Source organism: Hydrogeniiclostridium mannosilyticum, from assembly GCF_003268275.1.
Classification (GTDB): Bacteria; Bacillota; Clostridia; order Oscillospirales; family Acutalibacteraceae; genus Hydrogeniiclostridium; species Hydrogeniiclostridium mannosilyticum.
In genome coordinates, this window is sequence record NZ_QLYR01000001.1 from 206,748 (window position 1) to 231,569 (window position 24,822).

Below are 24,822 nucleotides of genomic sequence, written 5' to 3' on the forward strand. Positions count from 1 at the left end.
GTTCGCTCCTTTCAAACTATTTTTCCATTCAGCAGCTGAAACTTTATGGAGTCATCCGGCTGCAGGATAACCTGCTTCACGGTCTGCTCGAAAAGTTCCCGGTTCAGTTCCTCGTCGTTGCTATGCTCCTGAAAAAGAGCCTTTATTTTGATGGTGAGGTGGTCGGATTCCTTGATGCTGCAGGTCTTATACTTTTCGGCAGCGCATTCCAAAATCAGAGGAAGCAGCCTGTCTGTATCTACTTCACGCTGATCGAGCAGTTGATTGATTTCGTTGGTCAATCGGGCCGTCTGTATGGATAGGCTGTTGGTGGGCTGTTGATCTGGTTCCGCTATTTGTGGGCTCCGGCAAACGACCAGCAGCTTTTCTGTAACTGCCTGTTGCAGCTCGTTGTCGGAAATGGGGCCGAAGCGGTTTTGGCAACCTTTGCAATCCCAAAATATAACAGGGTGCTTCTGGCTGTTTCGGTTCAATCGTTTCCCGCAGACTGGACAAATCATCTTCTTCTGAACAAATCGGAGATTTGAGTATGGTGTGGCTTTGCTCTTTTTTAATTGAATGACTTTCTCTGCAAGTTCCTTGCTTATGATGGGCGGATATTGTTTTCCGTTCCAGTAGCGTTCATCCTCCAGTATCCGGGTAATCATATTCTTGTTCCAGCCATTTGAGTTTTCCCGATATGGGATTCCGCTTTGTTCTGCATATAGCGCCAATTGTTTGATAGACCAGCCCTGCAGATACTTTTGATATATTTCTGCGACAAGTTCTTTTTCAGAAGTTTTTGCTACAATCTTCCCTTGCACAATCTGATAGCCGAAAAGGAAATACCGTATTTTCTTCATCGCTTCACCTCCCTTCATCGAGTACCAGCCCGTTAGTAAGGTAAAAACAAAACCTTTCGGGATAAACGACGATTTTTTGCACTATGCTTTTGAATACGGAAGGTTCAAACTCCAGCATAGGCTGGGCTTCTTCCAACAGTTCCAGCAGCAGTTTGGTGTTGTCAACGATACGGCTAACCTCGTCCGGTCCTTGAAGCTGCCGCACTTCCCGCCGTAGTTCCTCAATTTTTTGGTTGTTGCGGTTGCTTCGCTCTATAAAAATAGCAGAATCAATGCACCCCTTGGTCTGTAACCTTGTGAGCGAATGATTCTGCTTGACTAATTCAGATATTTTTTCGTTTATCGCTATGAGATCCGGCCTTTCAAATGCGGTCTTTGCTTGCAGTTCCAAAAGTTGGTTCAGCATGGCTTTCAAAATGGAATCCTTGTTGTCCAACAGCTTGTTATATACTCTTAAAAATGCCTGATAGATTTCGTCTTGGGAAATTGCTTTGTTAGGGCAGAGTTCTTTATCTTTTAAGTGCTGATAGCAAATCCATTTTATAAACTGATTTTTCGGTTTTCGGTAGAAGGTCGAACCACACAAACCGCATTTGACAGCTTTGCTTAATGGAAACTGCTGAATTTCGCTTTTAGGAGCATATGAGAGACTCCTTTGTTTGAGAAGTCTTTGTACTGCTTCAAAAACTTCAATAGGGATTATACCTTGATGGGAATTTTTAATGTAATATTGAGGTAGTTCCCCATTGTTTTGCTTTCGCTGAAATGGTAGTTCCTCTGTTGTAAATCTCTTTTGGACTAATGAATCTCCGATATACTTTTCGTTTTTAAGAATGTTGAGTATTGTGACAGATCTCCAGCGTTTGGTGTCCCCATCTTTATTTCTCATCTCCATTTCAGTGAGTTCCGACGCAATCTCAACAATTCCTTTTCCTGCAAGGTAACTATTAAAAATGTACTCGACTATGGGAACTTCCTGTGGGTTGGGGATTAAAGTTTTGTTTTTCAGAATATATCCAATAGGGGCACTGCAGGTAATAAAATCGCCGGATTTCATCCGGCGGCGGTAGCTCCATTTGAGGTTTTTTGAGATGGAAAGGGATTCCTCCTGTGCGGCGGCTCCCAGAATACTCAGCAGCATTTCGCTGCCCATGTTCCCAGTGTCGAGGCCCTCTTTTTCAAATTCCACGGCCACGCCGAGCTGCTTCAATTCCCGAACCGTTTGCAGGCAGTCGATGGTGTTTCTCGCAAACCGGGAAATGGATTTGACAAGGATGCGGTCGATTTTCCCGGCCCGGCAGTCGGCAAGCAGGCGCTGAAAATCATCCCGCTTGTCGGCTGTGGTGCCGGAGACCGCTTCGTCGGCGTAAAGGCCCGCGAATTCCCATTCGTCCTTAGATTGGATGTAGCCGGTGTAATAGTCCACCTGGGTGGCGAAGGAGTTCAGCTGGTCGGCTGAGTCGCTGCTCACGCGGGCGTATGCCGCCACCCGCAGCTTTTTCGCCTGTTCCGCGATGGGCTGAATGACTTTGACCTGCGGCACCTTCTCCGCCCCCTTTCCGGCTGGACATCTTTTTTGTCACACCCAACATTACCACAACCCGTCCCGGATAGCTATCACGACAACCACTAAATATGGAGTTGTGAAACGCCGTACTTTTCGGCAATAGCAACATTCGCCAGCCGGCAGTTTTCCAATGTGATTTTTTTCTGTTCTAACAGCCGTTTTAATGCGGAGAATGCTGCAAAGTATTTGATTTCATTGATCACCTTTTCGCTTGGGGTTTGTAAGGTATAGGGTATGTCCATGATAATTTCACCATGGCAAAGGGAGGCCCTTTTGAGCTGCCCTCTGGAAAAAGCGGTTTTCCAGTCCCTTGATGTAAAGCTCATACCGCAGGTCGCTCTCGGTGGTGATCAGTACCGCGTCGTGATCCTGCAAAAATTCCAGTATTTGAATCAGGATGGCGGGATCGTGGCTCAGGCGGGATAGATCCCGCACAAGCACAGCGCGGACGAAGCCGCACTGCACACTCCGCATCATCTGCTTCAGGCCCATACGGGCCATGCTTCTGCCGGTGCCCATATCCTGAGAAGTACCTACAACGGTATATTCCCGATGATTGGCTTCCTCTAAGAGATTCCGCATCTGCTGAATCAGGACGAACATCCTTTTATCGCTGCTGCGGCTGTATAACCACATGGGGCGGTCTATATAGGGAAAACTCATCTTGCGTCGCCACCTTTCTTCTTTTGGGGATACTTTAGAAGCAACGGAAGAGAATGGACGTAGTTATCTTTGGTGTGAATCTGCACTTTCAGCTTGTAGAGCTCCGATATAATGGGGAGAAATGTGCCCATTTCTCGACTAAGGTGATGAAGGCCGGGCATCATCACCACCCCTGCTTTTCCTTCACGGACAGCCGTCAGCATTTCCTGAACGCCGGGCCGTTCTATGGGAGGCAGTTGCCTGTTGGAGTCAGTTGAAATTCCGGCAACGACAAGCCCTTTTTCTTGTGCTATTTTTTTCATGGTCTCTATATTTAAATCTCTTAGCTCGGCCTGATCCTGCCTTTTGGAGCTGGTGTAGAGCCATACTTTTTGTTCTATTGACGTGGTAGCAACTCGGAAATAGGGTACCATCTTTCTGTTCTTCTCCATCTATGGTAATCTCCTTTATGACATAAAATAATCCGGGCCTTTCTTTGCCCGGATGAAATCTTCTATATCTTCGATTTTTCTGGTGAGCCGAAGGTTCGGCAGGGTTTCCAGCACAGCTTGGTGATACCGCTGACCGGGGGCTGCCCGGTGGTCCAAAATGCTCACCACGCAGGTGTCAGTTTCGGTGCGGATGGCCCGCCCGAAGCCCTGCCGCAGCTTTACCTGCATATCCGGTATAACTACCGTCTTGATGTAATCCTGCAGGGTTGGGTACTGCTCCCGTTCCGCTTCGCTGATAGGATCAGGGACAGGAAAAGGCAGCCGCACAATGATGAGCGACGACACCATATCGCCGGGAAAATCCACACCTTCCCAACAGGAGCCCGCCGCGAACAGCACAGCATTCTGCGCCTGCTTGAACCTATGGATGACGTCCTGCGAGTGCCGCCATACTTCCATCAAGGGAAAAGACAGCCGGTCCTTTACCTGATTGTAAACAGCACCCATGAGGGAATAGGAGGTAAAGAGCACCAGAGTGTGGCCATGAGTGGCTTCCACCAACCGGCAGATCTGCTCTGCCAAACACTTAGCTTCCTTTTCGCTGCCCATCTGCGCTCTCGGCAGGTTGTCGGGGATGTAAAGAAGGCAGTTTTCTTCATAGTTAAAGGGCGAAACCGCAATAAAATCCTCCAGCCGTTGGTTCACGGACAGCCCCATGAGCTGGCGGGTCCTGTCAAAGCTACCCCCGGCCATAAGGGTGCCGGAGGTCAGGATGGCGGGGATGTCCTTCAGCCACAGCGCCCGGCGCAGCTGCTCCGGCATTTCCCGGCTGGCGGCGCAGAGGCTGGGGCTTCCGTCTCTGTCGTACTGGATGTAGAGGATATACCTGCGGTCTCCGGTAAAAAAGAGGCCCAGTGCCTGCTCTGTTGTTCCCAGCCGGTAAAGAAGCCATCGTGGGAGGTGTGGGGCAAGCTGTTTTTGAAGCTGCCGAAGGAGGGAAAGGCAATCCCGAAGGGCCGCTTCCCGATCCGGCGTTAAAATAAAGGCGGTACGCTGGGCTTCTTCCAACAGTTCGCCCCGGCACATGGCACCCAATAGGGCAGTAAACTTTTCTTTCAGACGCTGGGAAGAAAGGATATATTTTTCTTTTGCCAGCAGGTCGCAGAGTTCACGGAAATCCTCCGCCGACAAACTCTGCCCGTACATTTGGCGGGCTGCGTCCGGCAGCTTGTGGGCCTCGTCGATCACCAAAGCCCGGTAATCATTGAGAAGGGGCCGCATTTCCTGCAAACGGTGGGCGGCGTCGGCCAGCAGATAGTTGTGATTGCAGATCTGGACGAAAATCTCCGCGCTTCTGGCTTCCTTCAGGTATTGATGGTACCGGCAGGCATTCCGCAAAGGGCAGGTTTTCTCGCAAACCTTGGGGACGCACACCTGCCGCCTGTCAAACTCGCTGAGGCCGGTGACAGCGTCTAAATCATAATAGCTGCGAAGGGAGAGCAGGGCTTTCATCTGCTCCGCATTCTTTTTCTTATCTTTCACGGCTTCCAATCGCTGGGAAAGGCGGGCGTCGCAGACAAAGCGTTCCTTGCCCTTTCGCACCATTGCCCGGATGGGCTTGGGAATAATGCGGTTTTCCAGAAAAATCCGGGATAGGAATGGGATGTATTCCCCGATGATGGCGTCCTGCAGGGCAACGCTGGAGGTGGAAACCACCACCGGCTGGGAACCGGCAGGCCCATGGGGCGCAAACTTTTTCAGTAAAATGCAGGCGGTCAGGTAGGCGTAGGTTTTGCCAATCCCGACACCCGCGTCGCATAAAGCGATATTGTTTTGGAGCAGGGTATCCAGCATGGCGTGGCAGAGGGTAATCTGTTCTTCACGCACTGCCAGCCCGTTTTGAGGCAGGAGGATTCGGAAAATCCGTTCAATCTCCCCATGGGCCTGCTCCTTTAAAGGTAGCTTGTTCATTTCGGCACATTCTCCTTGGTGCGTTGGCGGCAAACTGATGCGGCGCAGAAAACCTGCGCCGCACGGATTCGCCGTCAACGGCAATCTGAATAAAATAAAAAGGTTGATTTTGATGTGCCGTATTTGCAGCTCGCCCCCCGGCAACCTTGGGAACCATGCGGGCAGGCTTGCAGCCTACAAGCCGTTCACTGGCTCTCCAAAGGTCTTGCTGATTACAACCCAAGGTCGGCCAACCCATCTGACGTGTGGGCAAAACGATAGCGCGTATCATAATCCCCCGCCCAAGGTCATGGCGAAAAGGGCAACTACCCCCTCTTTCCGGTCAAAATGCATCGCTCGAAACCAAGAGCAACAGCCGCCGTCCCATAAAAGGGAGGCAGCTCTTGCTTTGGTTCGTCATGGCGCTTTTTCCTGTGTCGCTCGCTCAGGCAGGAACGTACCCGCATGGCTGGTATTCATTTTTCAAGCTACAAGGCGAACGTTTCTTTTTCCCCGTTCGCCCTATAGCCCAGGAAAAAGGCCGGAATCTTTCCGCTTATAAAAATTTTTTTAATTTTTTCTTGAGCTTGAAAATTCGCAGATCAATGGCGTTTACAGAAAGGCCAGTTTTCTCTGAGATTTCCTTGCTGCCATATCCGTCCATCTTCATGAAGAGAATTTCGAGGGTGAGCTTGTCCACATTATGTAATAACGAAAAAAGCTCTATATCCTCGATGCTGTCCAGCAGGGATTCCGTATCTTCTACGGGCAGCTCCAGATCCTGCGCGGAAATGAGGTCTATATAGGGAGACCATTCCACCTGTCGCTGCAGGTACTGGCGCTCTTTGTTGAACTGCGCCCAATCGTATGTATGAAGGCGTTGGATGGTTTCCTCATCCACGCCAAGTTCTCTGAGTTTCTTTTCTTCTGTTTCTTTCCAGCGAAGCCATTCTCTCTCCGCTTTGGCTTTGTTGTAAGCCACGGCTGTTTCCTCCGATCAATCTGAAATTTTGAAAAATTCAGATTGCCGGGGGCGGCGGCCTGCCGCTATGAGTTCTTAGCCATGACCTCCTTTTGCAGAAATAAAAAAAGCGCACCCGCCCAAAGGCGACCGCGCATAGTAAGGCTATTTCATGAGGATTATCCCAGCAAGAAAGGGCTGCAACTTCATTTGATGTTGCAGCCCTTTTTGTATGCGGTGAACACTGCCGCATTCCGCCATCCCCTCAGTTGGGGGATGCGTGCCTGTTTATTCCTTCTTCCTCCCCATTTGTTCAGATGGAGAAAGTATAGAAAATGAAGCGGCTATTTTAGCAGAAATTTTCCGGAAGAAATCCGGAAGTCATTCGACATTGTTTTTCAAAATATACCCCTTTCCTCTGGGCGTATCTATGCTGACGATTTGGCAGGACACAGCAGGGTTTGACTTTACATGGATTTTTTCCTGCAAGCCCAGCACACAGGCGATCACTTCTTCTTCGCCGTGTTCCGAATCCGGATGAGGCCAGAGGGCATTGTGCAAAAAATCGCGGGGCAGCGCTTCTTCTGCATGAGAGGCAAGCAGCCACAGGATATCAAATTCTCTTTGGCTCAAAGGAATGGTATTTCCGCTTATACTGGCTTCTCGTTTAGGACGATCAATTCGGAGCGAACCGAATTCAAAAACCATGTCCGGATGTTTTGTTTTTGCCATATGTAAGGACTCCCTTTCTTTTTTATCTCATCCCGTTTTATACAGAATTTATTTTACCGTATGGAGAGCGACGGGGTAAGCGGAAATATCTGGATTCTATAAAATACTGCAGTATACTCCAACAGAGCTTATAAGAACAGTTTTTGAGGCTCTGCTGCCGGTCAAACCACGTCTTTTTGCTTCAAATCGGGTCTTTTATTCGTAAAACAGCAAATTTAGCGCGAAAGCGTTTAGCAAATCGCTAAATACTTTTATTATATACTTGCCGATATGCGAAGGTCAACAGGTTAAAATATAGCTATACACGAAGTCAAAAAAGAAACGGGGTGATGGGATATTTGATTTTGGGAGCCATTTGCGGATGCTGCGGGAAAAGTACGGGATTTCTCAGGAGGAACTTGGGCATCGGGTAGGCCGGGCCGGTTCGGTTATCAGCAACTATGAGAACAATCTTAAAGTTCCCACGCTGGACGTCCTCACCACCATGGCGGCGATTTATAATGTTTCGCTGGACTACTTGGTAGGCTTTGATAAAAAAGACCAGGTGCTCCTAAACGATATGACAGATCGGCAGCGTGATCTCATCCACCGGCTGGTGAAGGAACTAAAAGAGAGCACAAAGCCAAAAAGCGGAGGTTTATCTGCAGATCAGCAGGAAATTTTAAATCTGCTTATGCAGGAGTTTTCTAAATAGTTTTCCTAAAATCGTGGGAGAGCCTTTTGGCCATCTCACGGTTTTATAATTTAAGGGGCTTGAAAGATGGCAATATGCGAATGCCTTTTGAGAATGATTTTTAATAATATTGCTTTTTAGGCATGGTCGTGTTAAAATGATACCAACACGATCTGGAGGTGTCATGATGGAAATTCGGGTGCTTCGTTATTTCCTCACCGTAGCACGGGAAGAGAGTATTACCAAAGCGGCAGATGTGCTGCATATCACACAGCCCACTTTAAGCCGACAGCTGGCGCAGATGGAAGATGAGATGGGCGTGAAACTGTTTGACCGTGGTACGCGAAAAATTGTACTGACAAATGAGGGATTGTTGCTGCGCCGCCGGGCAGAAGAAATTCTGGAGTTGGTGGATAAGACTGAACGGGAACTCACGGAGCAGGAGGAGGCTGTCGAGGGTACAGTAACTATTGGCTGCGGCGATCTGGGAGCCATGCAAATGCTTCCGGAACTGTTTCGGTCGTTTCATGATCGCTATCCAGCCGTTACCTTTGATTTATATACCGCCACAGCCGATCATGTAAGAGATCAGATGGAGCGCGGGCTGATTGATGTGGGCCTTTTGCTGGAACCCATCAACATGGAGAAATATGATTTTATTCGCTTAAATCAAAAAGAGCAATGGGTTGTTGTAATGCCAGCAGATGATCCTCTGGCCAGCCACGATTCTGTCACGCCTGCGGATTTGAAAGACCTGCCGTTAATCCTGCCTCGGCGGTTGAGCGTTCAAAGTGAGCTGGCCAGCTGGTTCGGAGACGATTTTGACCAACTGAATGTTCTGTTTACCAGCAACCTTCCTTCAAATGGTTCGGTGATGGTATGTCATAAACTTGCATATGCAATCGTGGTTAAAGGAAGTATCTCTTTGTGGGATCAAGAAAAAATTACTTTTCGCCCGCTGAATCCCGAATTATCGGCCAGCAGTGTACTTGCATGGAAAAGGCAGCAGCCCTTTGGTTTAGCAGCATCTAAGTTTATCGAACATTTGAAACGTACTTTTGCCCATTTGGAATAAGGAAAAGACCAAGACGCATTCAGAACTCATGCCTTACAGGCATTTACTTTCATAAAAATTAAGTATTAGACATAGGAAAACCCTTGACCTATAATGTAGGTGTAGTCAAATCGAGTGAGCCACTCTTTTATGACCACGCCTACATTATTTTTTTGCCAAATTGGAGGCTCGAAATGACGTTACAGGAAGCAAGCAGACGTTTCCACATTAAAATGGAAACCCTGGATTTCTACAAAGCGAACGGCCTGCTAAAAGGAACAAAAACCGATGCTGGCGATACGGATTATCAAGAAGCAGAGCTGAGGCGTGCTGTTCAGCTTCACTTTCTGCTAAGCGCGGGAATGGACTTGGATGCCTTAAAGCGTCTAATTGCCCTGATGAATGCAAAAGGCAATACAGACGCTGAACAGGTGCGAATTCTGCGTAAGTGCCGGTATCAGCTGCTTGAAGAAATTCATGGAAAACAGCAGTCGCTGGATCAGGTGGATTATCTGATTCACGAGATAAAAGGTCGAAAAGTCAAAGGAGGATAAATGTATGAAAAAAATTGCATCTGCTTTGCTGGCAGTGGTGATGATGATTTCTATGGCAGCCTGTCAATCGCAGGAACAGTCGCAGCCAGAAAGCAGCGAGTCATCCATGCCGCAGAGCCAAACCAACACACAACCGGAAAGCAGTATCGCCGCCCCGGAAGAAAGCACGGCAGGAAACCGAATTCTAATTGCGTATTTTTCACTTGGGCGCAATGCAGAATATCCTGACGATGTGGACGCCAGCACCTCTGCCAGTCTGGTGCTGGATAACGGACAACAGTACGGAACCACAGAGTATATGGCAAATTTGATTCAGCAGAACGTGGGCGGCGATGTCCATATGATTCAGACCGTCACCCCTTATCCCACCGACTTTGATGCTGTGGTAGACCAAAATCACGCAGAAATGGATGCGGGAACATTGCCCGAACTGGTGGAAAGCGATTTGGACATTTCTCAGTATGATACAGTATTCATTGGCTACCCGATTTGGGCTACCAATGCGCCGCAGGCCATTTTCTCCTTCCTGTCGGAATACGACTTATCCGGTAAGACGGTCATTCCCTTCTGTACCCATGACGGTTATGGCGCCGGCAGCAGCTACACAGATATTGCTGCGGCTGTTCCCGGAGCGGCACAGGTTCTGGACGGCCTTGCGATTGAAGCCTCCGATGTAGCGGGAGGGGCCGAACCCGTAGCGCAGTGGCTGCAAGAGATCGGTATGGACAAAAAAGCGGAAGAAAATGTACAGGCCGAAGGAACAGCCATTACCATTACGGTTGGAGACACCGTTTTAGACGGTGTGATTTATGACACTGCCCTGGCCAAGGAAATTGAGGAGTATTTTCCTTTGACCATTTCCATGGTTGGCTTTGGTAGTCGTGAGTATTACGGCGGAGTAGATTTCTACCCGGAAAATCTGGAAGGCGGGCAAAAAACATTTGAAAATGGCGATATCACCTATTGCGAAGCCCACCACAACATGGCGATTTTCTATGCGCAGACGGATGACCCCGTGCTTTCGGTGGATGTTATCCCCATTGGTAAGGTCACGTCCGATTTGAGCATTTTTAACGAGCTTTCCGGCAATGTGGATATTACCTTTGCTCTGGCGGAGTAATCTTCATGTTCCATCAAATAATTGGAGGTAATTTACAATGAAACGAATTTTGGCATTCTTATTAGCGGGGATGATGGTGGTTTCGCTGGCAGCGTGCAGCGAAACAGAATCCCAGGAAAGTTCTCAGCCGAGTCAAGCTCCCAGCAGTTCGCAGGTTTCTGAACCGGAGGAATCTCCTTCCTCTGAACAGCCGCAGTCCTCATCTTCCTCTGCGGAGGAAACGCCGGAAGCTGACGGCGGCGAAAGCAATATGCTGGTTGCGTATTTCAGCTATGCTGAAAATGCGGATCTGCCGGATGGTGTTGACGCTTCCGCAACGGCAAGTATTCAGACTTGGAACGATACGATTACCGGGAACACCGGCGTTGTAGCCAATATGATCGCTGAATCCACTGGGGCTGAACTGTTCTCCATCCAGACGGTGGAAAAGTACCCGGCTTCCTATGATGAAACCATTGACCAGGGGCAGCAGGAGCGCAATGCAGACGCCCGCCCCGAACTTACCGCGCTCCCGGAAAATCTGGACGCCTATGATGTGATTTTTCTGGGCTTCCCCAATTGGTGGGGCGATATGCCTATGGCGCTGTATAGCTTCTTGGAGCAGGTCGATCTCTCCGGCAAAACCATTGTTCCCTTTGTCACCTCCGGAGGCAGCGGATTTTCCAGCACTGTAAGCACCATTGAAGGCTTAGAATCCGGCGCGACCGTTCAAGAGGGTTTGCATCTGCGTGATTCCAGCGCGACCGGCGCACAGCAGCAAGTGAACGAGTGGCTGTCCGGTTTGGGCTATGCCGGATAAGAAGGAGTAAGCGGCCATGAAATGGAAGAAAAAATGTCTTGCATTGATAAGTGCAGCTCTGCTTGTCTTTTCGCTGACTGCCTGCAACTCGGAAGTTCAAAATGAACCTTCTTCTGTACCGCCTGCATCTTCCTCTGTGACTTCCGACGCAGAGGAATCCCAACCCATAAGCAGTGAACAGCCGGAAGCTTCTTCGGAGTCAAGCATGGAAAACAAGGCTCCGGCGGTTTATATGACAACGGACATCAGCCCGGAGAGTTTGATCCAAATCTATGAGGCGCTGAACCGGGAGGCCACCGGCAATGTGGCAGTGAAGATTTCCACAGGCGAACCGGGAAGCCACTATCTGGACGCGAATCTCATCAAGGATTTGGTGCAGGAGGTTGACGGCACGATTGTCGAGTGCAATACCGCCTATGGCGGCAGCCGGGCCAGCACTGCGTATCATCTCCAGCTGGCAGCGGATCATGGCTATACGGCGATTGCCGATGTGGACATTATGGATGCGGATGGCTCGGTGAGCCTGCCGGTTGCAGGTGGAACCCGTCTAACAGAAAATCTGGTGGGCGAAAGCTATGAAGATTACGATTTCTTCATCATTCTTTCTCACTTTAAGGGACACCGAATGGGAGGCTTTGGCGGAGCAATTAAAAATATGTCCATAGGGATTGCTTCATCCTCTGGCAAGTGCCTCATTCACAGCGCCGGGGCAAGTACCACCGACCGGATGCTGAGCACCACGCCGCAGGATGACTTTTTGGAAGCAATGGCGGAAGCCGCAAAATCCGTGGCAGATGATAAGGGAGAAAATATCCTGTACATCAATGTAATGAACCATCTCTCGGTAGACTGCGACTGTATCGCCTATGGTGCAGAACCAAGTATGGAGGACATTGGAATCCTGGCATCCCTTGACCCGGTGGCATTGGATCAGGCCTGTGTCGATTTGGTGTATGCTGCGCCGGATGGGGCCGATTTGATTGAACGGATGGAAAGCCGCCATGCGATCCACGCACTGGAACACGCAGAGGCCATTGGGTTTGGCAGCCGCGAATATGAGCTTGTGCGTATTGATGAGCAGTAAAGCCGAAACATAGGATTTGACAAAGTGCGCTTTCTTGTGATACGGAAGGCGCACTTCACATTTATGCTTTTCAAGCATTTGGTTTGATTTATTATAGGTATTAGACATTAAAAATCTCTCGACTTATAATAGAACCAAAGGAAGAAAGAAGGGATCACTTATGAAAAAAATAATGGCAGTTCTTTTGATACTTTCACTGGTATTCTCCTTAGCTGCCTGTGGCGCCAGCGATGAAGAAACGGCATCGTCGAGCGGAACATCGCAAAATGAGCAGTCTGCAATTTCAGAGCCTGCGGTTTCCGATGAGGTAAGTTCGGGTGCAGAAGAATCTGTGCCACCACAGGAATCCGGGCAGCAGAGCCGTGTCTTGGTGGCTTACTTTTCTTGGGCGGATAACGCTGTAATTGAGGGAGCGGTGGATGCAGTCGCTTCTCCCAGCGTGGTGGCTCCCGGCAATGTCCAGCAGCTTGCAGGCTGGGTACAGGAACAAACCGGCGGCGATCTGTTTTCGATTCAAGTAACAGATCCCTATCCCAGCGATTGGGACGAATGTCTGGCCCGTGCCAATGAGGAACGATCCCGCAATGCACGTCCGGCATTGACGGAAACGGTTGAATCAATGAGCGGTTACGATGTGGTGTTTCTGGGGTATCCAAACTGGTGGTATGGCGCACCAATGGCCCTGCTGTCTTTTATCGAGCAGAATGACCTTTCCGGAAAACAGATCTATCTGTTTTGCTCTCATGGAACTGGCGGGCTTGCCAATAGTGTGGATGAGATTGAATCGGCCTTGCCGGAAAGTGCGGTACTTTCCGAGAACGTATTTGATGTTTACGAGGAGGACGCAGCTTCCTCCGAAAATGATATTTTAGGCTGGCTGGAAGAAGTCGGCTATTAAAGGAGAGGTACGATATGAAAATCACAGTTATCACCGGCAGCCCCCATCGGAAAGGTACATCGGCACTGCTTGCGGATGAATTTATCCGCGGCGCAAAAGAAAGCGGTCACAAGGTTTTTCGGTTTGATGCAGCGTTTGAGACGCTTCACCCCTGCCTTGGCTGCGGCCGCTGCGGTAGTACAGGCCGCTGCGTTCATCAAGACTCCATGGAGACGCTGCTCCCCCATTTAAAAGAAGCCGATGTGGTTGTATTCGTGACGCCGCTTTACTATTTTGGGATGTCCGCCCAGCTGAAAATGGTGATCGACCGCTTTTATGCCGTCAATTCCGACTTGATGGGAAGCAGTAAAAAATCGATCCTGCTGGCAACGGCATATGACGATCAAGATTGGACATTCAAAGCCCTGGAAGGCCACTACCAGACGGTTGTAGCCTATTTAGGCTGGAACAACATCGGTGTTTTGCTGGCTGGCGGCTGCGGCGACCGCAGGGCGGCCCAAGCCAGTTCCTATCCCATAAAGGCTTACGAAATGGGAAAGAACTTGGTGTAACGTAGAAACTGAATCATACAGGCAAAGCGAGGCGCACACTTTTGTTTTCCAGTCAGGCACTCAAAAAATTACTCATTCCACTGGTCATCGAGCAGATTTTGGCCATGCTGGTGGGAATGACGGATACCTTAATGGTTTCCGCTGCCGGTGAAGCCGCTGTTTCCGGCGTCGCACTGGTGGATATGGTAAACTATCTGGTCATTACCGTTTTAACCGCTGTAGCCACCGGTGGAGCGGTCATTGTTTCTCAATACCTGGGAGGCAGTCAGAAAGAAAATGCGGAAAAATCCGCAGGTCAGCTGCTGCTTATTTCTGCCTTGATTTCATTGGCGATTATGGCGCTTTGCCTGCTGTTTCGGCATCATCTGCTCCGGCTGCTGTTTGGAACAGTGGAGGAGGATGTGATGGACGCTTCCATCACCTATTTTACAATTACCGCATGTTCTTTCCCTTTTCTTGGGATATATAACGCATCGGCAGCATTGTTCCGGTCGATGAGCAAAACCAATATGACGATGGTTGTTTCCCTGTTGATGAATGCGATCAATATTGTCGGAGACTTTATCGGCGTACAGCTTTTGCACGCAGGGGTGGCCGGGGTAGCGGTTCCTACTCTGATTTCCCGTGCGGTAGCGGCAGTTTTGATGACTTTACTGGCGCTGAAGCAAAGTAATTTGATCATCCTTCGCGCACGGAACATTTTCGCCTGGAAGCAGGAACTGCTGGGAAAAATTCTCCGTATCGCCGTTCCCAATGGGATTGAAAACGGGCTGTTTGCATTGGGGCGGGTCATTGTCACCAGCATTGTTTCGTCATTTGGCACCGCCCAAATTGCGGCAAACGGAGTAGCGAACAGCATCGACCAGATTGCAATCATCGTAGTGAACGCCGTCAATTTAGCGGTCATTACGGTGGTAGGGCAGTGTGTTGGCGCAGGGCTGCCGGAGCAGGCGCAGAGCTATACCAAAAAGCTGATGAAGATTTCCTATCTGTCCACCGGAATATTGGGAGTCTGCGTATGTGCCCTATTGCCGGTTATTTTGAACTTCTATAACCTTTCGGATGAAACCTTGCGGTATGCTGCCATTTTGGTTGTGATGCACAATATATTGGCATTTGCCCTTCACCCCACATCTTTCAACCTAGCCAACAGCCTACGGGCCGCTGGGGACGTGAATTTTACCATGTTTGTGGGAATTTGCTCTATGCTGCTGTTCCGGCTGGGTTCCGCTGTTCTCTTTGGGATTGTGCTGGATTTAGGGATCATCGGCGTATGGATTGCCATGGGCATGGACTGGCTGGCCAGATCGGCGGCGTTTCTGCTGCGATACAGAAGCGGAAAATGGCGGCTGATGAGAAGTATATAAAAAGGAGACCTATCATTATGGAATATCGCAAACTGCCGCATGGCAATGAACAAATCAGCGTTCTTGGTTTTGGCACCAGCTCCATCGGCATGGCTGGGGAGCGGGAAATTGAAGCTGCCATGACCATGGCGCTGGAAAACGGCATCAACTATTTTGATATGGCGTCTGCCGACGCAGCGCCCTTCCCTGCATTTGGGCGCGCCCTTGCAGGGAACCGAAAGAATGTCTATTTTCAAGTTCATTTCGGTGCAAACTACCAGGACGGTAAATATGGATGGACAACCGACCTGGATACCATCAAACGCTCCATCGACTGGCAGCTGGGTGCGCTGCGAACCGACTACATCGACTTTGGATTTATGCATTGTATTGACGAAAAAGCCGATTTTGAAAATGCACTGACCGGCGGCATTCTGGACTACATTTTACAGCTGAAAAAGTCCGGAGTAGTGCGTCATGTGGGTCTTTCCTCCCATACGCCAAGCATTGTGCACCAGGCGCTGGACGCCGGGATTCTGGATATGTTGATGTTCAGTATCAATCCGGCTTATGATTATGCTGGCGGTTCTGAGCCGAATTATGAAGCGGAAAGCTATGCAGTGGGCAGTGCGGCAGAACGGATGAATCTATACCGGCGCTGTGAAGCCAGCGGCGTAGCGATCTCTGTGATGAAAGCTTTCAGCGGCGGGCAGCTGTTAAGCGCCAAAACCTCTCCCTTTGGGCAGGCGCTGACGGAATACCAGTGTATCCAATATGCGCTGGATAAGCCGGGGGTTGTCACTGTTTTGCCGGGTGTGCGGGACAGGGAAGATTTGAAACGTATTTTAGGCTTTGTCCAGGCAACTCCCCAAGAAAAAGACTATTCCATTTTGGGAACCTTTGCGCCCCAGGAGGCCACAGGCGTTTGTGTGTACTGCAACCATTGCCAGCCCTGCCCGATGGGACTGGATGTGGGCCTAATCAACAAGTATTACGATCTGGCACAGGCCGGTGATGAATTGGCGAAAAGCCATTATGCGAATCTGGAAAAGAAAGCTGGAGACTGCGTTGGCTGTGGCCACTGCGATTCCCGCTGCCCGTTCCATGTGGGACAGGTCAAACGGATGCAGGTGATTCATGACTATTTTGGCGAATAATAAAGACCACTGACAAAGCGGGTACTGCTCATAAATGGGCGGTATCCGATTTTGTTATTTCATGCCTTTAAAGCATTTAATTTAATCCAATATAAGTATTAGACATGAAAAGAAAAAGGGCATATACTGTTCTTGTAAACGAATGTGGACGACCTGTGTTGGAAGGAGGACGGTTCCATTGAAACCCAAAATGATATTCAAAATGTCCATAGATTTTATAATGACAGTTTTGCTGCTGTGCCAGATGGCGTATATGCTTGTTGGAGAAGCCGCGCACGAGTGGATTGGCACTGTTATGCTTGTACTGTTCGTTCTGCACCATATTTTGAATGTAAGGTGGTATCGGAACCTTATCAAAGGAAAATACACGGTGCTTCGCATGGTACAGACGATTGTAAATTTTCTGCTTCTCTTTTCCATGATCGGCCTGATGGTCAGCGGCATCATTATGTCCAGAACAGTATTTGCCTTTTTGAGCATTGACGGTGGAATGGGTTTTGCCCGCCTCCTCCATATGCTGGCGGCCTATTGGGGGTTCATCTTGATGAGTGCTCACCTCGGTTTGCACTGGAGCATGGTTATGGGAATGGTGCGAAAGGCATCAAAACAAACAGAGACGTCAAACTTACGCACCTGGGTTTTGCGGACACTGGCTTTGCTGCTGTGTGGAGTTGGCGTTTATGCTTTTCTCAAAAATGACTTAGCGTCTTATATGTTCCTAAAAAACCAGTTTGTGTTCTTTGACATGGAGCAGCCGCTGATTTTGTTTTTCAGCGAATACATAGCGATGATGGCGCTATGGGCCTGTATTGCCTACTATGCAGGCAGAGTGTTCCAAAAGCTGCGTGCACAGAAAAATGTAAGGAGAACTGGTGGCCATGAGTGACGCAGAACGCGCCAGGAGCATTTTATTGGCGCAGGAAAACTGTACCTGTGCATTTTGCAGAGGGGATTGCACGCATACCAGCGCCTACCGCGGTATTTATGCACTGGTTCAATTTTTAGCACAGGGCGTTGAACTTACAAATTTTTCAGCCGCAGATAAAGTGGTGGGAAAAGCTGCTGCACTCCTACTTGTTATGGCAGGGGTCAAAGAAGTATATGCGCAGGTAATGAGCGAACCGGCACTTTATACTCTTTCCTATTATGGCGTTCTTTGCACCTATACACAAGTTGTACCGGAAATATTGGATTATGAGAGAAAAGAGGTTTGCCCTTTGGAGGCAATTATCTCTCATACCAAAGACCCAGAGGAAGCTTATCGAATTTTGCAAAAGGCTTTGAAAACCGTTTCGTAAGGAGGAATTGACATGGATGAGCTAAGACAGATCATATCTGCTTTTCAAGCGGAGGAAGTGAATCTCTATGGGAACCTTCCGCAAAAAATAAAACGGCTGATCTCCCTGGCAGTAGTGACTGCATTGGGTACACAAAACAGAATCCCCGAAGAAGTGAAGCGGGCGCTGCGAGTTGGGGTAACGCCGGAAGAGATTGCAGAGGCTATTGTCCAGTGTACGCCATATGCCGGTAGCGCCAGAGCATTGGAAGCCCTGGATGAAGCAGAGCGCACCATGAGCGACCAGGGCATTCAGCTGCCGCTGAAAAGCCGGGAGACGGTAACGAAGGATACCAGGCTGAAGCAGGGACTTGCCGCTCAGTATGCTTTGTTTGGGAAAGAAAACATTGACCGCAATTGGCAAAATGCCCCGCCGGAGCTGCGGCATATTCAAGAGTATTTATCCGCTTATTGCTTTGGCGATTTTTATACAAGGAGCGGGCTTGACCTGCAAACCAGAGAGCTGCTGACTTTCTGCATTCTCTGTACGCTGGGCGGGTGTGAGCCTCAGCTGAAAGCACATATTGGCGGCAATCTTCAAGTGGGAAACGACCGTCAAACGCTGCTTTCTGCGGTTACATGGTGTATTCCCTATATCGGTTTTCCGCGAACCCTAAATGCCATTTCCTGTATCAATGAAGTGGCAGGCAAATAAAGATGTTTTTCTTAGGAGGTTTTTAAAATGAGTTTTCAGATGTATGTACCCACCAAAATTTTGTTTGGCGAAGGCCAGCTTGAGAATTTACACACCCAGCAGCTTCCCGGTAAAAAGGCATTGGTTGTCATTTCCAATGGCAAATCCACCAAAGAAAACGGTTCCCTGGCAGCGACGGAGGAGCAGCTGAAAAAAGCTGGGGTGGAAACGGTTCTTTTCGATAAGATCATGGCCAATCCCCTCAAATCCACTGTGATGGAAGGAGCCGCCTGTGCAAAAGAAAACGGCTGTGATTTCATTGTGGCCCTTGGCGGCGGCAGTGTGATGGATGCTTCCAAGGCGATTGCTGCCATGGCGACCAACGACGGCGATTTATGGGATTATATTTCCGGTGGCACTGGGAAAGGAAGCCCCCTTGTAAACGAGCTGCTTTCCATCATCGCGATTACCACCACAGCGGGAACCGGCAGCGAAGTGGATCAGTGGGGCGTTATTTCCAACGAGGAAACCAACGAAAAAATTGGATTTGGCGGATATGATTCGCTGTTTCCCAAGATCGCTGTGGTTGATCCGGCGCTGATGAAGTCAGTACCGCCGAAGTTTACGGCTTACCAGGGCTTTGATGCACTGTTCCACAGCGTGGAGTGCTACATCTCCGCTGCGGCGAACCTTATGGGTGATATGTATGCGTTGACTGCGATTGAAAACATTGGTGCATATCTGCCCCGTGCCGTTCAGAGCGGAGAAGATTTGGAGGCCAGGGAGCACGTGGCGTTTGCCAACACCCTTTCCGGTGTCGTTATGACCGTCAGCGCCTGCACCAGCGAGCATTCCATGGAGCACGCTATGAGTGCCTATCACCATGAGCTGCCCCACGGTGCAGGGCTGATTATGATCTCAAAAGCGTATTTCACTTATTTCATTGAGAAACACGCCTGCGACGAACGGTTTGTTCGCATGGCACAGGCGCTGGGCAAGAAAGACACCAAAGACCCCATGGATTTTATTGCAGCGCTGTCTGAGCTGCAAGAGCAATGCGGCGTGGATGGCTTGAAAATGTCGGATTACGGTATTCAGCCGGAGGAGTTTATGACTCTGGCACAGAATGCCCGTGCAACCATGGGCGGCCTGTTTGCCTGCGACCGGGCTCCTCTTTCTGACGAAGACTGTGCCGCAATTTTTAAAAAAGCATATTGCTGATTCTCCAATAGAAAGGCGCGAAAAAATGAAAATTATCGGAAAAACTTTTGATGAAGAACGGGCTTTATACCATCAGCAGGACAGCACCATTCAGAATTGTACCTTTGCAGGCCCTGCTGATGGGGAATCTGCACTGAAGGAAGCCCGAAATATCACGGTGCTTGATTGTGAATTTGCCCTGCGCTACCCTTTCTGGCACGTGGATACCGGCACCATAAAAAACTGCCGCATGACGGAAACCTGCCGGGCTGCGCTGTGGTATGACCGGCGCTTGGAACTGACTCACTGCGATCTTAAAGGGATCAAAGCCCTGCGGGAATGCTCTGACATTTTTCTGAGGGATTGCCAAATTGATTCTGCCGAGTTTGGCTGGCAATGCAATGTGATAGAAATGGATCGCTGCACGCTGAACAGCGAATATGCGTTTTTGCACAGCGACAATCTGGAAATCGACGAGCTGACCATGCAGGGAAAATATTCTTTTCAATATGTGCAGAGCGCTATGCTGCGCCACTGCCGCCTTCATACAAAAGACGCCTTTTGGCACAGCAAAAATGTTACCGTGGTGGACAGCGTAGTGCAGGGCGAATACCTCGGCTGGTATTCCGAAGGGCTGACCCTCATCAACTGCCATATCATCGGAACACAGCCGCTTTGTTACTGCAAAAATCTAAAGCTGGTGAACTGCACGATGGAGCAGGCGGATCTGGCTTTTGAGTATTCCGACGTAGAGGCAGATGTGATCGGAGAAATTCTTTCGGTGAAAAACCCCCATTCTGGCCATATTGTGGCCGACAGCATCGGAGAAATCATAAACGAGGATTCTGTGATAGAGACTGAGTGCAAAGTGGAACTGCGAAAAAGCAGCAATGATACAAAAATAGAAAAGGAGAGCGCATGATGAACGAATCTGTAATTGATAACATTTTCGGTATGGGAGAAAAGAATCCATTTGGACAGTTTTTTGTTGGGAAAAGCTATCTGAAAATGCTCACCACCGAAGGGGTTCCGATTGCCAACGTGACCTTTGAGCCCGGCTGCCGCAACAACTGGCATATCCACCACGCAAAAAGCGGAGGTGGGCAGCTTCTGCTCTGCACCGCAGGGCGTGGCTGGTATCAAGAATGGGGGCAGCCTGCGAGAGAACTTCATGCCGGAGATGTGGTAATGATCCCGCCGGAGGTCAAGCACTGGCATGGTGCGGCGGCAGACAGCTGGTTTGTACACCTGGCTGTTGAAGTTCCCGGTGTGGAAACCGCCAACGAATGGTGTGAGGCCGTTGCGGATGACGAATACAACAACCTAAAATAAGGAGCGAAATAAGATGAAAAGAACATTTTTATCCGTTGTTCTGCTGCTGATGTTTGCGCTGTGTTTTACGGCTTGCAGCAGTGGAACACCCTCGGATACAAGCAGCCTTTCTTCCTCTAAGCAGGAAAGTGCTGCTGAATCGGAGACGGGAACATCAAGCGTTTCTGAAGAGCCGGAAGAAGAATCTTCGGAGCCTGCCGAGGAAAGCAATATTCTGATTGCTTATTTTTCCCATTCCGGGAACACCAAAGCGGCCGCTGAGCAGATTGCCGCATTGACCGGAGGCACTTTGGCGGAAATTGAGCGTGTGGAGGAATATGGGGATTTAGAGGCAGAAGCCGAGGCGGAAATTCTGAACGGCGACCGTCCTGAAATTACTGTCGATACAGATAATATTTCAGATTATGACATAGTCTTTGTGGGCTACCCTATCTGGTGGGATGAGGCCCCGGCGATGATTTCTACTTTCCTTGCGAACAATGACTTTGCGGGAAAAACGATTGTCCCATTCTGCACCAGCGCCAGCGATGATATTGAAAACAGCCTACATATTTTCAACGAGCTGTGCCCTAACGCTACGATTGCAGAAGGCATTAGAGCAAATAATGAGGCTAAAATTGAACCGTGGCTCCAAGGTTTGGGGATCATTGAATAAGAATTGGCACTTTGACACTCTTTATAGGAAATGATGTGCTGACAAAAATTCATGGATAGGGGTGATGAATTTGAAGCGATTTTGGGCAACCATTCTTTCGGCCCTCCTGCTGCTGTCCTTGGCGGCCTGCGGGAATGGGCAGCAGCTGCCGGAAACCGATGACAGCAGCCAAACCATAGACAGCGAGCAGAGCAAGACCGAAAATGAACCGCAGAGCGAAACGCCGGAAAGCGAGGAGGTACACCCTGTGGAAGAATCCCCCGTTGTTTACATGACAACAGACATCAGCCCGGCAGGGCTTGCAGCGGTATATGAGTCGCTGAACTGGACGCCTACCGGGAATGTAGCCGTTAAGCTCAGTACCGGTGAGCCGCCCGCCAGCAATTATCTTCGCCCAGAGTTGATCCAAGATTTGGTGCAGTCAGTAAATGGAACCATTGTGGAGTGCAATACCGCTTACGGCGGCTCCCGCTCCAGCACGGCAATGCACTATCAAGTGGCAGAAGATCATGGGTTTACTGCGATTGCCGATGTGGACATCCAAGACGAGCATGGTTCCATGACCATTCCCGTCACAGGGGGTGCCCGACTTACAGAAAACTATGTCGGAGCCAGCTTTGCCGACTATGATTCCTATTTGGTGCTCTCTCATTTTAAAGGTCATACAATGGCAGGTTTTGGCGGAGCAATTAAGAATATTTCCATCGGGCTTGGCTCCAGCGAAGGTAAAGCGTGGATTCACAGTGGCGGCACCAGCCGTACCAATGCCTGGGGCGGAGAACAGGACGCTTTTTGGGAAAGTATGGCCGAGGCAGGAAAATCGGTTTCGGATTATCTTGAAAACGGAGAGCGCATTGTATATGTCAACGTGATGAACCGTCTTTCGGTAGACTGCGATTGCGACGGGAACCCGGCGGAGCCGGATATGCATGATATTGGCATTTTGGCTTCCACCGATCCCGTTGCATTGGATCAGGCTTGTATTGATCTGATTTATAAACAGAAAAATGGAGACGGCGCTTCTTTGGTGGAACGAATCGAATCCAGAAATGGCCTGCATACCTTGGAACACGCAGAGGAAATTGGCCTTGGCAGCCGTACCTATACGTTGGTGTCGATTGATGGATAAGGAGATATGAGAAAATGAATGCAAAGATAAAAAACATAACATTGGCAGCCATGTTTCTGGCTATCGGTATGGTGCTGCCGTTTTTAACCGGACAAATTCCTCAGATCGGGAATATGCTCTTGCCCATGCACATTCCAGTGCTTTTATGCGGATTGATTTGCGGCTGGCAGTACGGTGGGATCGTTGGATTTATTCTGCCCTTACTGCGTTCAGTGACATTCGGCGCACCTGGCTTTTTCCCCACGGCTACCGCTATGGCTTTTGAATTGATGACCTATGGTCTTGTAATCGGCCTGCTCTATAAAGTTTTTCGCCGCCAGAATGTCCTTTCTCTTTATGGTTCGCTGATCTCTGCCATGTTGGCAGGTCGGGCGATTTGGGGCCTCGTTCAGATGATTCAGCTGGGCGTGTCCGGGAACGGATTTACCTGGCAAATGTTTATGGCTGGCGCATTCCTCAACGCAATTCCTGGGATTATTGTCCAGCTGTTGTTGATTCCGGGTATTATGGTCGCCTTGAATCGCACCGGGCTTATCCCCTATCAGAAGCAGCAGACCGCTTTCTCACAAAGCGAGAGTTAAAAAGATGGGACAAATCGCGGATGCTATTCTAAAAGAAATTCAATTGCGATATTGTGCGCAAAATTCATTTCTCATCGCCATTGACGGCAGATGTGCCGCAGGAAAACAACGCTGGCGGAGTATTTGCAAAAAAACATTGACAGTAATGTATTCCATATGGATCACTTTTTTCTCCGGCCTGAACAGCGGACAAAAGAACGATTGCAGCAGCCGGGAGGAAATGTGGACTACGAACGGTTTTATGAAGAAGTCTTGCTTCCGTTGAAGCAAGGAATTCCGATTGCCTATCGTTCCTATGATTGCCAGCAGCAGAAATTAGCAGCGCCAATTTCTATTGACCCAAAGCCGATTTCGATTATTGAGGGTTCCTACAGCTGTCATCCAAAACTATGGGACGCCTATGATTTGCGCATATTTTTGACTGTTCCCTTTGAAGAGCAGCTGCGGCGGATTGAAAGCAGAAATGGGTTGGATCGTCTTTCCGTATTTCGAGAGAAATGGATTCCTATGGAGGAACAGTACTTTACTGCTTTTCAAATTCAAACGCGCTGCGAGCTGCTCTTTCAAACCGCCGAAGGATTGTGAGGTGAGAAAATGGCGGAAATTTTACATAGAGAGTTTGTTTATCTGTGGTATTACTTTACCGTACAGCTGGATCAGATTTTTCCCTATTGGGTTTTGGGCATGGTTCTTGGTTCCGCTATTTCTGTTTTTGCCAAGGGCACAATCCACGCACTGTTCGGCAAACTCCAAACAAAGAAATTGGGTGTGCTGGGGGTAATTCTGGCCAGCGCTTTAGGAATCGCATCTCCCTTATGTATGTATGGAACAATCCCTCTCGCCGCATCGTTTTCCAAATTTGGGATGAAAGATGATTTGCTGGCAGCGTTTATGATGAGTTCTATCCTTCTGAATCCACAGTTGATTATCTATAGCGCTGCATTGGGTGGAGGAGCGCTGGCAGTTCGTATCATTTCCTGTTTTCTCTGCGGGATTGCCGCAGGGCTATTGGTACGCTTCTTCTATAAGGAAAAAACATTCTTCAATTTTTCTGGCTTCAGCGGCCCCACCAACAGGGACACCGACCCCAATATTCTGGTTCGATTTTTCAAGAACCTTGGCAGAAATGTAAAGGCCACCGGTCTGTATTTCTTATTCGGCATTTTACTTTCCGCACTTTTCCAGAGGTATGTTCCCACAGAGGTCATGACCGGGTTATTTGGCGGGAATGAGGCGTTTGGCGTGCTTATGGCGGCTACCATCGGTGTGCCGCTCTATGCCTGCGGAGGAGGTACGATTCCGCTTTTGCAGCAATGGCTTATGGATGGAATGAGTATGGGCAGTGCAGCGGCTTTTATGATAACAGGGCCGGCAACCAAAATCACCAACTTGGGCGCATTGAAAATTGTATTAGGGGCAAAGCGTTTTTTGCTCTACATCGCATTCACTATGCTCTTTGCATTTCTGACAGGCATCATTGTAAACTTGGCTTTCTAATTCAAACCAATGCTCAAAAGGCATATAAATTGATTGAAAGCAAGTATTAGACATATGAAAAAAGCTGTAGTATTCT

Annotated in this window: 29 protein-coding genes; 21 read left to right on the plus strand and 8 right to left on the minus strand. The window is 49.1% G+C overall.

The genetic code is table 11. From position 1 onward, the window contains the following. Positions 1-11 precede the first annotated feature (11 nt). The 8 genes from DPQ25_RS00975 to DPQ25_RS01010 all read right to left on the minus strand — a co-directional run bounded on the left by DPQ25_RS00975 (position 12) and on the right by DPQ25_RS01010 (position 7,146). A complete protein-coding gene (locus DPQ25_RS00975; protein ID WP_112331310.1) occupies positions 12-842 on the minus strand; it encodes a recombinase family protein in 831 nt (276 codons plus the stop codon). 4 nt (positions 843-846) lie between these two features. Further along, positions 847-2,385 carry a recombinase family protein gene (locus DPQ25_RS00980; RefSeq protein WP_112331311.1) on the minus strand — a complete coding sequence of 513 codons (1,539 nt, stop codon included), beginning with the start codon at positions 2,383-2,385 and terminating at the stop codon, positions 847-849. 86 nt (positions 2,386-2,471) lie between these two features. Then, positions 2,472-2,651, minus strand: a complete 180-nt coding sequence (locus tag DPQ25_RS00985; protein WP_112331312.1) for a hypothetical protein — start codon at positions 2,649-2,651, stop codon at positions 2,472-2,474. Positions 2,652-2,658: 7 nt separating this feature from the next. After that, the gene (locus DPQ25_RS00990; RefSeq protein WP_112331313.1) at positions 2,659-3,072 is read right to left on the minus strand and encodes a recombinase family protein; all 414 of its coding nucleotides are present in this window, start codon (positions 3,070-3,072) and stop codon (positions 2,659-2,661) included. Beyond that, on the minus strand, positions 3,069-3,503 hold the full coding sequence (locus DPQ25_RS00995) for a recombinase family protein (RefSeq protein WP_112331314.1): 435 nt from the start codon (positions 3,501-3,503) through the stop codon (positions 3,069-3,071). Before DPQ25_RS00995 ends, DPQ25_RS00990 begins: the two co-directional genes overlap by 4 nt. 15 nt (positions 3,504-3,518) lie before the next feature. Then, on the minus strand, positions 3,519-5,474 hold the full coding sequence (locus DPQ25_RS01000; RefSeq protein WP_112331315.1) for an ATP-dependent DNA helicase: 1,956 nt from the start codon (positions 5,472-5,474) through the stop codon (positions 3,519-3,521). Between the two features lie 535 nt (positions 5,475-6,009). Then, positions 6,010-6,435 (minus strand): sigma-70 family RNA polymerase sigma factor, encoded by a 426-nt coding sequence (locus DPQ25_RS01005; protein WP_112331316.1) that lies wholly within the window; start codon positions 6,433-6,435, stop codon positions 6,010-6,012. A gap of 360 nt (positions 6,436-6,795) precedes the next feature. After that, a complete protein-coding gene (locus tag DPQ25_RS01010) occupies positions 6,796-7,146 on the minus strand; it encodes a winged helix-turn-helix domain-containing protein (RefSeq protein WP_112331317.1) in 351 nt (116 codons plus the stop codon). A gap of 334 nt (positions 7,147-7,480) precedes the next feature. Between DPQ25_RS01010 and DPQ25_RS01015 the strand changes: the two genes are divergently transcribed. The 21 genes from DPQ25_RS01015 to DPQ25_RS01115 all read left to right on the plus strand — a co-directional run bounded on the left by DPQ25_RS01015 (position 7,481) and on the right by DPQ25_RS01115 (position 24,746). Beyond that, positions 7,481-7,840: a helix-turn-helix domain-containing protein gene (locus DPQ25_RS01015; RefSeq protein WP_262510503.1), complete on the plus strand. Its 360-nt coding sequence runs from the start codon at positions 7,481-7,483 to the stop codon at positions 7,838-7,840. Positions 7,841-8,006: 166 nt separating this feature from the next. Next, positions 8,007-8,894, plus strand: coding sequence for a LysR family transcriptional regulator (locus DPQ25_RS01020; RefSeq protein ID WP_112331319.1), 888 nt, complete (start codon positions 8,007-8,009; stop codon positions 8,892-8,894). Positions 8,895-9,067: 173 nt separating this feature from the next. Then, entirely contained in the window at positions 9,068-9,427 is a 360-nt protein-coding gene (locus DPQ25_RS01025) for a helix-turn-helix domain-containing protein (protein WP_112331320.1), read from the plus strand. A gap of 4 nt (positions 9,428-9,431) precedes the next feature. Beyond that, positions 9,432-10,547, plus strand: coding sequence for a flavodoxin (locus DPQ25_RS01030; protein WP_112331321.1), 1,116 nt, complete (start codon positions 9,432-9,434; stop codon positions 10,545-10,547). A 37-nt stretch (positions 10,548-10,584) separates the two neighbouring features. Continuing rightward, complete coding sequence (locus tag DPQ25_RS01035; protein WP_112331322.1) at positions 10,585-11,346, plus strand: flavodoxin; 762 nt, start codon at positions 10,585-10,587, stop codon at positions 11,344-11,346. A 205-nt stretch (positions 11,347-11,551) separates the two neighbouring features. Beyond that, positions 11,552-12,430, plus strand: coding sequence for a DUF362 domain-containing protein (locus DPQ25_RS01040; RefSeq protein ID WP_242978177.1), 879 nt, complete (start codon positions 11,552-11,554; stop codon positions 12,428-12,430). Between the two features lie 160 nt (positions 12,431-12,590). Beyond that, positions 12,591-13,328, plus strand: a complete 738-nt coding sequence (locus tag DPQ25_RS01045; RefSeq protein ID WP_112331324.1) for a flavodoxin — start codon at positions 12,591-12,593, stop codon at positions 13,326-13,328. A gap of 14 nt (positions 13,329-13,342) precedes the next feature. Continuing rightward, complete coding sequence (locus DPQ25_RS01050; RefSeq protein ID WP_112331325.1) at positions 13,343-13,879, plus strand: flavodoxin family protein; 537 nt, start codon at positions 13,343-13,345, stop codon at positions 13,877-13,879. Positions 13,880-13,920: 41 nt separating this feature from the next. Further along, a complete protein-coding gene (locus tag DPQ25_RS01055) occupies positions 13,921-15,246 on the plus strand; it encodes an MATE family efflux transporter (protein WP_112331326.1) in 1,326 nt (441 codons plus the stop codon). Positions 15,247-15,263: 17 nt separating this feature from the next. Next, positions 15,264-16,382, plus strand: a complete 1,119-nt coding sequence (locus DPQ25_RS01060) for an aldo/keto reductase (RefSeq protein ID WP_112331327.1) — start codon at positions 15,264-15,266, stop codon at positions 16,380-16,382. Positions 16,383-16,560: 178 nt separating this feature from the next. Further along, positions 16,561-17,268 (plus strand): DUF4405 domain-containing protein, encoded by a 708-nt coding sequence (locus DPQ25_RS01065; RefSeq protein WP_242978178.1) that lies wholly within the window; start codon positions 16,561-16,563, stop codon positions 17,266-17,268. Beyond that, positions 17,261-17,680, plus strand: coding sequence for a DUF1893 domain-containing protein (locus DPQ25_RS01070; protein ID WP_112331329.1), 420 nt, complete (start codon positions 17,261-17,263; stop codon positions 17,678-17,680). The genes DPQ25_RS01065 and DPQ25_RS01070 overlap by 8 nt, the downstream gene beginning before the upstream one ends. 12 nt (positions 17,681-17,692) lie before the next feature. Further along, positions 17,693-18,373 carry a carboxymuconolactone decarboxylase family protein gene (locus DPQ25_RS01075; RefSeq protein WP_112331330.1) on the plus strand — a complete coding sequence of 227 codons (681 nt, stop codon included), beginning with the start codon at positions 17,693-17,695 and terminating at the stop codon, positions 18,371-18,373. A 27-nt stretch (positions 18,374-18,400) separates the two neighbouring features. Continuing rightward, complete coding sequence (locus tag DPQ25_RS01080) at positions 18,401-19,573, plus strand: iron-containing alcohol dehydrogenase (RefSeq protein WP_112331331.1); 1,173 nt, start codon at positions 18,401-18,403, stop codon at positions 19,571-19,573. Positions 19,574-19,598: 25 nt separating this feature from the next. Further along, complete coding sequence (locus DPQ25_RS01085) at positions 19,599-20,474, plus strand: DUF3737 family protein (protein WP_112331332.1); 876 nt, start codon at positions 19,599-19,601, stop codon at positions 20,472-20,474. Next, entirely contained in the window at positions 20,474-20,884 is a 411-nt protein-coding gene (locus tag DPQ25_RS01090; RefSeq protein ID WP_112331333.1) for a cupin domain-containing protein, read from the plus strand. The genes DPQ25_RS01085 and DPQ25_RS01090 overlap by 1 nt, the downstream gene beginning before the upstream one ends. Before the next feature lie 13 nt (positions 20,885-20,897). Next, positions 20,898-21,539 carry a flavodoxin gene (locus DPQ25_RS01095; protein ID WP_112331334.1) on the plus strand — a complete coding sequence of 214 codons (642 nt, stop codon included), beginning with the start codon at positions 20,898-20,900 and terminating at the stop codon, positions 21,537-21,539. Between the two features lie 64 nt (positions 21,540-21,603). Further along, positions 21,604-22,668, plus strand: coding sequence for a DUF362 domain-containing protein (locus tag DPQ25_RS01100; RefSeq protein ID WP_112331335.1), 1,065 nt, complete (start codon positions 21,604-21,606; stop codon positions 22,666-22,668). 14 nt (positions 22,669-22,682) lie between these two features. Further along, positions 22,683-23,249, plus strand: coding sequence for an ECF transporter S component (locus DPQ25_RS01105; RefSeq protein ID WP_112331336.1), 567 nt, complete (start codon positions 22,683-22,685; stop codon positions 23,247-23,249). A gap of 123 nt (positions 23,250-23,372) precedes the next feature. Beyond that, positions 23,373-23,834, plus strand: coding sequence for a uridine kinase family protein (locus tag DPQ25_RS01110; RefSeq protein ID WP_146740506.1), 462 nt, complete (start codon positions 23,373-23,375; stop codon positions 23,832-23,834). A 9-nt stretch (positions 23,835-23,843) separates the two neighbouring features. After that, positions 23,844-24,746 (plus strand): permease, encoded by a 903-nt coding sequence (locus tag DPQ25_RS01115; RefSeq protein ID WP_112331338.1) that lies wholly within the window; start codon positions 23,844-23,846, stop codon positions 24,744-24,746. Positions 24,747-24,822 lie beyond the last annotated feature (76 nt).

Bases quoted from the DNA above. Each gene is read 5' to 3' on its own strand.
- DPQ25_RS00975 (WP_112331310.1), bottom strand. From the start codon at position 842: ATGAAGAAAATACGGTATTTCCTTTTCGGCTATCAGATTGTGCAAGGG.
- DPQ25_RS00985 (WP_112331312.1), bottom strand. From the start codon at position 2,651: ATGGACATACCCTATACCTTACAAACCCCAAGCGAAAAGGTGATCAAT.
- DPQ25_RS00990 (WP_112331313.1), bottom strand. From the start codon at position 3,072: ATGAGTTTTCCCTATATAGACCGCCCCATGTGGTTATACAGCCGCAGC.
- DPQ25_RS00995 (WP_112331314.1), bottom strand. From the start codon at position 3,503: ATGGAGAAGAACAGAAAGATGGTACCCTATTTCCGAGTTGCTACCACG.
- DPQ25_RS01000 (WP_112331315.1), bottom strand. From the start codon at position 5,474: ATGAACAAGCTACCTTTAAAGGAGCAGGCCCATGGGGAGATTGAACGG.
- DPQ25_RS01010 (WP_112331317.1), bottom strand. From the start codon at position 7,146: ATGGCAAAAACAAAACATCCGGACATGGTTTTTGAATTCGGTTCGCTC.
- DPQ25_RS01020 (WP_112331319.1), top strand. From the start codon at position 8,007: ATGGAAATTCGGGTGCTTCGTTATTTCCTCACCGTAGCACGGGAAGAG.
- DPQ25_RS01025 (WP_112331320.1), top strand. From the start codon at position 9,068: ATGACGTTACAGGAAGCAAGCAGACGTTTCCACATTAAAATGGAAACC.
- DPQ25_RS01030 (WP_112331321.1), top strand. From the start codon at position 9,432: ATGAAAAAAATTGCATCTGCTTTGCTGGCAGTGGTGATGATGATTTCT.
- DPQ25_RS01035 (WP_112331322.1), top strand. From the start codon at position 10,585: ATGAAACGAATTTTGGCATTCTTATTAGCGGGGATGATGGTGGTTTCG.
- DPQ25_RS01040 (WP_242978177.1), top strand. From the start codon at position 11,552: ATGGAAAACAAGGCTCCGGCGGTTTATATGACAACGGACATCAGCCCG.
- DPQ25_RS01045 (WP_112331324.1), top strand. From the start codon at position 12,591: ATGAAAAAAATAATGGCAGTTCTTTTGATACTTTCACTGGTATTCTCC.
- DPQ25_RS01050 (WP_112331325.1), top strand. From the start codon at position 13,343: ATGAAAATCACAGTTATCACCGGCAGCCCCCATCGGAAAGGTACATCG.
- DPQ25_RS01060 (WP_112331327.1), top strand. From the start codon at position 15,264: ATGGAATATCGCAAACTGCCGCATGGCAATGAACAAATCAGCGTTCTT.
- DPQ25_RS01070 (WP_112331329.1), top strand. From the start codon at position 17,261: ATGAGTGACGCAGAACGCGCCAGGAGCATTTTATTGGCGCAGGAAAAC.
- DPQ25_RS01075 (WP_112331330.1), top strand. From the start codon at position 17,693: ATGGATGAGCTAAGACAGATCATATCTGCTTTTCAAGCGGAGGAAGTG.
- DPQ25_RS01080 (WP_112331331.1), top strand. From the start codon at position 18,401: ATGAGTTTTCAGATGTATGTACCCACCAAAATTTTGTTTGGCGAAGGC.
- DPQ25_RS01085 (WP_112331332.1), top strand. From the start codon at position 19,599: ATGAAAATTATCGGAAAAACTTTTGATGAAGAACGGGCTTTATACCAT.
- DPQ25_RS01090 (WP_112331333.1), top strand. From the start codon at position 20,474: ATGAACGAATCTGTAATTGATAACATTTTCGGTATGGGAGAAAAGAAT.
- DPQ25_RS01095 (WP_112331334.1), top strand. From the start codon at position 20,898: ATGAAAAGAACATTTTTATCCGTTGTTCTGCTGCTGATGTTTGCGCTG.
- DPQ25_RS01100 (WP_112331335.1), top strand. From the start codon at position 21,604: ATGAATTTGAAGCGATTTTGGGCAACCATTCTTTCGGCCCTCCTGCTG.
- DPQ25_RS01105 (WP_112331336.1), top strand. From the start codon at position 22,683: ATGAATGCAAAGATAAAAAACATAACATTGGCAGCCATGTTTCTGGCT.
- DPQ25_RS01115 (WP_112331338.1), top strand. From the start codon at position 23,844: ATGGCGGAAATTTTACATAGAGAGTTTGTTTATCTGTGGTATTACTTT.